This is a genomic window from Thermodesulfobacteriota bacterium (assembly GCA_039028315.1).
GTDB lineage: Bacteria > Desulfobacterota_D > UBA1144 > Nemesobacterales > UBA2774 > CR02bin9.
This window is the reverse complement of record JBCCIH010000167.1, coordinates 1-5,366: the sequence shown is the minus strand read 5'-3', so window position 1 is coordinate 5,366 and position 5,366 is coordinate 1. Positions and strand designations below refer to the sequence as shown.

Sequence of the window (5,366 nt, the reverse complement as noted above, 5' to 3'; positions counted from 1 at the left end):
TTGTTGTCCTGTAAGAATCTCCTGATTCTGAAGCCTAAGGGATTTTACTCTTCGTGATTGAAAAGATATTATCTTTTTTTCGATAAATTTGGTCACTACTTTGACCAAAATATAAAAGATAATTGCAAGCACTGTTGCAATGACTGCTGTGATTAATATTGATAAAAGACTGTCCTCTCCAATATTTGGAAGAAGTCTATAAATAAAGCTAAAAATAACATCATTTATTTCATCAAGTCTTTCTTTCATCTTCTACATACTAGTTAGGATTATTTAGATCATCGTCGATCCAGAATTTTGATGCTCCGATTGTAGCCCTTAGAGCTATGCCGTCTTTTGTCATTTGAAAAACCACAACGTCGGAATTGAGCGGCACCTCACCTGTCGCAGCGCCACCATCATCATCATATTTTGCCACAGCATCACCTTGTGCTGAATAGTTCCAGCCTTCAGTTATAAAGTTGTAGAAGATCTCTTTATTATTAAAAACAATAACCTCTTCAAAATCCTTAAATGCGACTCCAAGACCAACTGCTCCCTCAGCCATTCTCATAAAAATCTCATTGCCGTTTGAGTTGTCCACGGCCACTCCGTAACCGTTTCCGGATCCTACAATTAATAGCTGGGTATTGAAGTTGCTAAACACTGCATATCCGGCGGATTTATTTACAACATCCCTTGCATATGGCTTTTGTGCATAGAGCTTGGCTAGAGCATTGTCTTTCATTTGAAGAACGAATGCCCTTTTTTCTGCAGGCGTATCACCTTTGGGCCTCGCGCAAGAGCCAACTAACAAACCCACTAATACAAAACATATAACAATACTCAATATTCTCATAAATGACCTCCGAGAGGAATTAGTTATTTAGTACCAGACCGCCTGATGCTTTTATTATAGCCAAAACACAGCAATTGGGCCAGTGGGCACTTTGGGCAATTAATTAAGTAGCACAATAGTGAATATTGCTGTTGACTTTATTTTGCAAAAAAGCTTATAATGGGAACAGCCAGAGGATTAGAATTTCATGCCCAACACAAATAATGAATCAAGCCAAAAAATGAACTCTATAGTTGTATTTGCTTCTATTATAGCTGCATTAGCAGGTCTATTAGCAGGCTATGATACCGGGATCATTAGCGGAGCATTGGAGTTTATTGCTAAAGAGTTCAAGCTTATAACAATAGGAAAAGAAACTGTAGTCTCAATGGTATTAGTAGGAGGCGTTATAGGAGCGCTTCTAAACGGCGTTCTTGCTGATTCTTTGGGACGAAAAAGAACAGTTTTACTTGCAGCTGTTTTATATATTGTTGGATCGGTCGGTTCTGCAGTAGCTCCTGAATCATATAGTCTTGCAATTTCTAGATTAATAGTAGGTCTTGCAATTGGAGGCGCTTCCGCATCAGCCCCGCTCTACATTGCTGAGATTTCATCTGCAAAGTATAGAGGGAGTCTAGTCACCTTATTTCAACTCGCGATCACTGTAGGAATTTTGGCAGCATATTTTGTCGACAGCGCTTTTACCGCCTCAGGAAACTGGCGGCTTATGCTTGGCAGCAGTGTTATACCGGCAATTGTGTTATTGATTGGAATGTTCGGGCTTCCCTACAGCCCGAGGTGGTTAATTCAAAGGGGCAGAAGAGATGAAGCTCAGGATATCCTGATAAAAATATACAGCGGTGATACAAATGAAGCCCAAAAAGGATTAAAAGAAATAGAGGATGTAATTTCCATTGAATCAAAAGGAAGCTTTGCTGATCTTATCAAATACCCCGTGAGCGTTGCCTTAACGGTAGCAGTAGGACTATTTATAATTCAACAGTTTGTGGGAATAAACACTGTTATTTACTACGCACCTATAATATTCAAAGACGCTGGAATGGAATCGTCTCAAGCTGCAATTTGGGCAACAGTTAGCGTAGGAATTGTAAATGTGCTGGCAACGTTCATAGCCATTTGGCTGATAGATAAAATTGGGCGAAAGCCTCTTATGTATGCAGGGTTAATAGGAATGGTCCTAGCTCTTACAGCTCTAGGCATTGCATTTATTACTGAAGGTGCCTCCTCAACAAGTGAATCCACAATAACTGTTATTTCAGTTTGGATATATATAGCCTGTTTTGCTTTTTCATTCGGACCTATACCATGGCTCATGATGACAGAGATATTTCCTCTAAGCATTAGAGGTAGGGCCGTGAGCATTGCCTCAATGACGAGCTGGGGCTGTAATCTCATTGTGTCATTTACTTTCCTAACACTACTTCAAGCTATCGGGCCATCATATACCTTCTGGCTCTATGCATTTGTCGGGGTGATCGGATTTATTTTTGTCTGGAAGCTCGTTCCGGAAACCAAAGGCAGAACTCTCGAAGAGATAGAGGAAAAACTTTTAAAGACTGGCAAATAATGGGGACAAATATATTCATTAATTTTATATGGTTTTTTTTGTGCATTATTTTCATATTTGCAGGTTATTCTCAAGCACAATTTGAGGAAGATATACCCGTTGCAGCTGGACTTGATCCAAACTATGTTGAGTATACAGAGAGCGTGCCTTACTACTACAGAGATTTACTTCCCAATCTCGTTTTCGAAATTGAGAACTATCCTTCAGTTAGAGAATTCAGTGACATATTTATAAGAAATAAGGACCAAGAAATATTCAAAAGAAAATTCTTAACAGGAGACTGGGGAGGATTTAGAACTGAACTAAGAAATAAAGGTATTGTACCGACGATGACTTATATGGCCGATGTGCAGGGCAACCCGGTTGGCGGCAAAAGAAAAGGTTTTGCCTATTTCCATAATATAGGCCTCGATTTATTAGTTCACACAAGAAAGCTCTTTGGCTGGCATGGCGGGCGTTTTCATATTTCAGCCTCTCAGAGAAGTGGAAAAAGTTTAACCAAGAGAGATATAGGTAACACTTTTGATGTAGCTCAGCTATGCTGCGGCCGGACATTTAAGCTTGTTGATCTAAGCTACCAGCAGGCGTTTTTCGGCCACAGGTTAAATATCCGTTTTGGGCGCATCGCTGGTGGAGATGAGTTTTTATCCTCCCCACTATATTGGCTATTTGTGCAAAACGGAATTGATGGTAACCCGGTCGGTATATTTTTTAATGTTGGTTTCTCAGCTTATCCTAATGCCACATGGGGCGCTCGGATAAAAACCAGACCGACCAAAAACTCCTACATTATGTCCGGAGTGTACAATGCAAACCCAGATAGGACTAAAAATAAACACCATGGAGCAGACTTTGGTTTCGACGGCCCTTATTTGGTAATAGCTGAGGCTGGCTATCATCTAAATTCTTACCTTAACTCAACAGGACTTCCTGGAAACTACAAAATAGGTGGTTACTACCAAAGCGGTGATTTTACAAATTTTACCGATCCCGATTCACCAAAAGATGGAAATTACGGATTTTACATTTTGCTTGATCAAATGATATACAGGGAACAAGATCAGCTTGGTAACCGGACGGATCAAGGTCTTCATCCGTTCGTGTCTCTTCTTTTTGCACCCGATAGTGAGATAAACACCTTCCCATTTTTTATGAACGGCGGCGTTGTATATAAAGGACTTATACCAGGGCGTAATAATGATTATGCCGGGTTTGCGATTGTTTATGGTAAATACTCAAATAAAATTTCGTCAACAAAAATCTCCCCAACAGAGTTTACTCTAACATCAGAAATTACAGGGACTGAGGATTTTGAGATGGTCCTTGAGTGGATGTATAAGATTCAGCTCACCCCATGGCTTAACATACAGCCTGACATACAATATGTAATTAAACCAGGCGGTACAGGTGATATTCCAAATGCCCTAGTTGTCGGGTTTCAGATGGGCGTTAATATATAAAGCCTAGGACGCTTCGTCTATTTCTTTAAATACTTCTTTTGCTAATCTGAGCCCTGTAAGCGCAGCTGGGAAACCGGCATATACTAAAACTTGCATTAATACCTCAACTATTTCCTCTCTTGTACAGCCACAATTTAGTGCTCCTTTAATATGAACTTTTAATTGGTTAGGAGCTGTTCCCAAGCTTGCAAGTGATGCCACTGCTGTAATCTCACGCGCCCTCATATCGAGCCCAGGGCGTGAGGATATTTCGCCAAATACAAACTCCATCAAATATTTCACCATATCGGGCGCTATATCTTCCAAACTTGCCTTTGTTCTATCGGCTGCGCCAGGGGAGATTTCCTCTAACTTTAAAAGTCCCTTTTCATATTTTTCACTAGACATATATACCTCCTAAATTAATAACATTCGTAAATTTAGTTTATCTCACTTTTAAGTATAATTAGCATTGCCTATACTACGGTCTACATTTAATTTTGTAAAGGAGAACGAATGCTCATACTGATAGCTAAATTTAAAACCAAACCAGAGTTCAGAGAGGAGTTGATCGGGCTTGCACAAAATGCGATACCTCAATCAAGAAATGAAGAGGGCTGCATAATCTACGAATTTCTTCAGGATCCTTTTGACCAAGACTCTTTTACTTTTTATGAGAAATGGAGAAGTCGAGAGGATTTGGATCTTCATTTTGGCGAACCACATTTTAAAGAATTCGCAGAGAATGTAACTGATCTAATCGAGGGGGAGCCTAGCCTAATTTCATACGAGATAGAAAGTGAGACTAAAATATCATAGATAATAAGGATAATTTAATGAGAAAAAGATATTACCTAGCAGTTTTATTCGTGTTCATTTTATTAGGGTGTACAACTAATGACAACACACCTGACGAGGCGGGGCCTAAAACAACCATAAATGTAAATATTGGCAATGAACCTCCAACTTTAGATTGGTCACTTGCAATGGACAGTACCTCCTACACAGTACTTAATAACTTGATGGAGGGATTAACTAAATTCGATGAAAGCCTAGAGCCTCAGCCAGCTCTTGCACAGAGCTGGGAAGTAAGTGAAGACGGTACAACTTATACTTTTATGATTAGAGAAGGAGTTAAATGGTCTGACGGTCAGCCGCTTACAGCTCAGGACTTTGAATACTCTTGGAAGCGTATTCTTAACCCTGCGACAGGGGGTCACTATGCATATTTTTTGTATGACATTGATAATGCTGAGAAATACAACACCGGCAAAATTGATGACCCGGACCAAGTGGGCGTAAAATCACTAGACGACCAAACGCTTGAAGTAAAGCTAAGAAGACAGGCCTCATACTTCCCTAGCTTGCTTGTATTTATGTCCACATTTCCAATGCGGCAAGACATTGTGGAGGCTCACGGTATAAGATGGACTGAGCCAGAAAACATAGTGACTGTAGGGCCTTATAAGCTTTCTAGCTGGCGTCATCACGATAATATGCTTCTTACTATCAATGAAAATTA

The 5,366-nt window shown here is 39.9% G+C and carries 7 protein-coding genes; 4 read left to right on the top strand and 3 right to left on the bottom strand.

Annotation, left to right across the window (positions count from 1 at the left end; genetic code table 11):
- Both AAF462_09775 and AAF462_09770 read right to left on the bottom strand, forming a co-directional pair.
- Positions 1–249 (bottom strand): hypothetical protein (locus tag AAF462_09775; protein ID MEM7009408.1); only part of this gene is annotated, 249 nt, incomplete at its 3' end.
- Between the two features lie 10 nt (positions 250–259).
- Positions 260–838, bottom strand: coding sequence for a hypothetical protein (locus AAF462_09770; GenBank protein MEM7009407.1), 579 nt, complete (start codon positions 836–838; stop codon positions 260–262).
- Between the two features lie 187 nt (positions 839–1,025).
- Between AAF462_09770 and AAF462_09765 the strand changes: the two genes are divergently transcribed.
- Together AAF462_09765 and AAF462_09760 are read left to right on the top strand one after the other, a co-directional pair.
- Positions 1,026–2,405, top strand: a complete 1,380-nt coding sequence (locus AAF462_09765; protein MEM7009406.1) for a sugar porter family MFS transporter — start codon at positions 1,026–1,028, stop codon at positions 2,403–2,405.
- A 38-nt stretch (positions 2,406–2,443) separates the two neighbouring features.
- The gene (locus AAF462_09760) at positions 2,444–3,865 is read left to right on the top strand and encodes a carbohydrate porin (GenBank protein MEM7009405.1); all 1,422 of its coding nucleotides are present in this window, start codon (positions 2,444–2,446) and stop codon (positions 3,863–3,865) included.
- Positions 3,866–3,868: 3 nt separating this feature from the next.
- On the opposite strand, the gene AAF462_09755 is transcribed toward AAF462_09760, so the two are convergent.
- Positions 3,869–4,252 carry a carboxymuconolactone decarboxylase family protein gene (locus tag AAF462_09755; protein ID MEM7009404.1) on the bottom strand — a complete coding sequence of 128 codons (384 nt, stop codon included), beginning with the start codon at positions 4,250–4,252 and terminating at the stop codon, positions 3,869–3,871.
- 108 nt (positions 4,253–4,360) lie between these two features.
- On the opposite strand from AAF462_09755, the gene AAF462_09750 reads away from it, so the two are divergent.
- The gene (locus AAF462_09750) at positions 4,361–4,663 is read left to right on the top strand and encodes a putative quinol monooxygenase (GenBank protein ID MEM7009403.1); all 303 of its coding nucleotides are present in this window, start codon (positions 4,361–4,363) and stop codon (positions 4,661–4,663) included.
- Between the two features lie 17 nt (positions 4,664–4,680).
- Positions 4,681–5,366 (top strand): peptide ABC transporter substrate-binding protein (locus AAF462_09745; GenBank protein MEM7009402.1); only part of this gene is annotated, 686 nt, incomplete at its 3' end.

Excerpts from the sequence above, each read along its gene's own strand:
- AAF462_09770 (MEM7009407.1), bottom strand. The coding sequence starts at position 838 with ATGAGAATATTGAGTATTGTTATATGTTTTGTATTAGTGGGTTTGTTA.
- AAF462_09765 (MEM7009406.1), top strand. The coding sequence starts at position 1,026 with ATGCCCAACACAAATAATGAATCAAGCCAAAAAATGAACTCTATAGTT.
- AAF462_09755 (MEM7009404.1), bottom strand. The coding sequence starts at position 4,252 with ATGTCTAGTGAAAAATATGAAAAGGGACTTTTAAAGTTAGAGGAAATC.
- AAF462_09750 (MEM7009403.1), top strand. The coding sequence starts at position 4,361 with ATGCTCATACTGATAGCTAAATTTAAAACCAAACCAGAGTTCAGAGAG.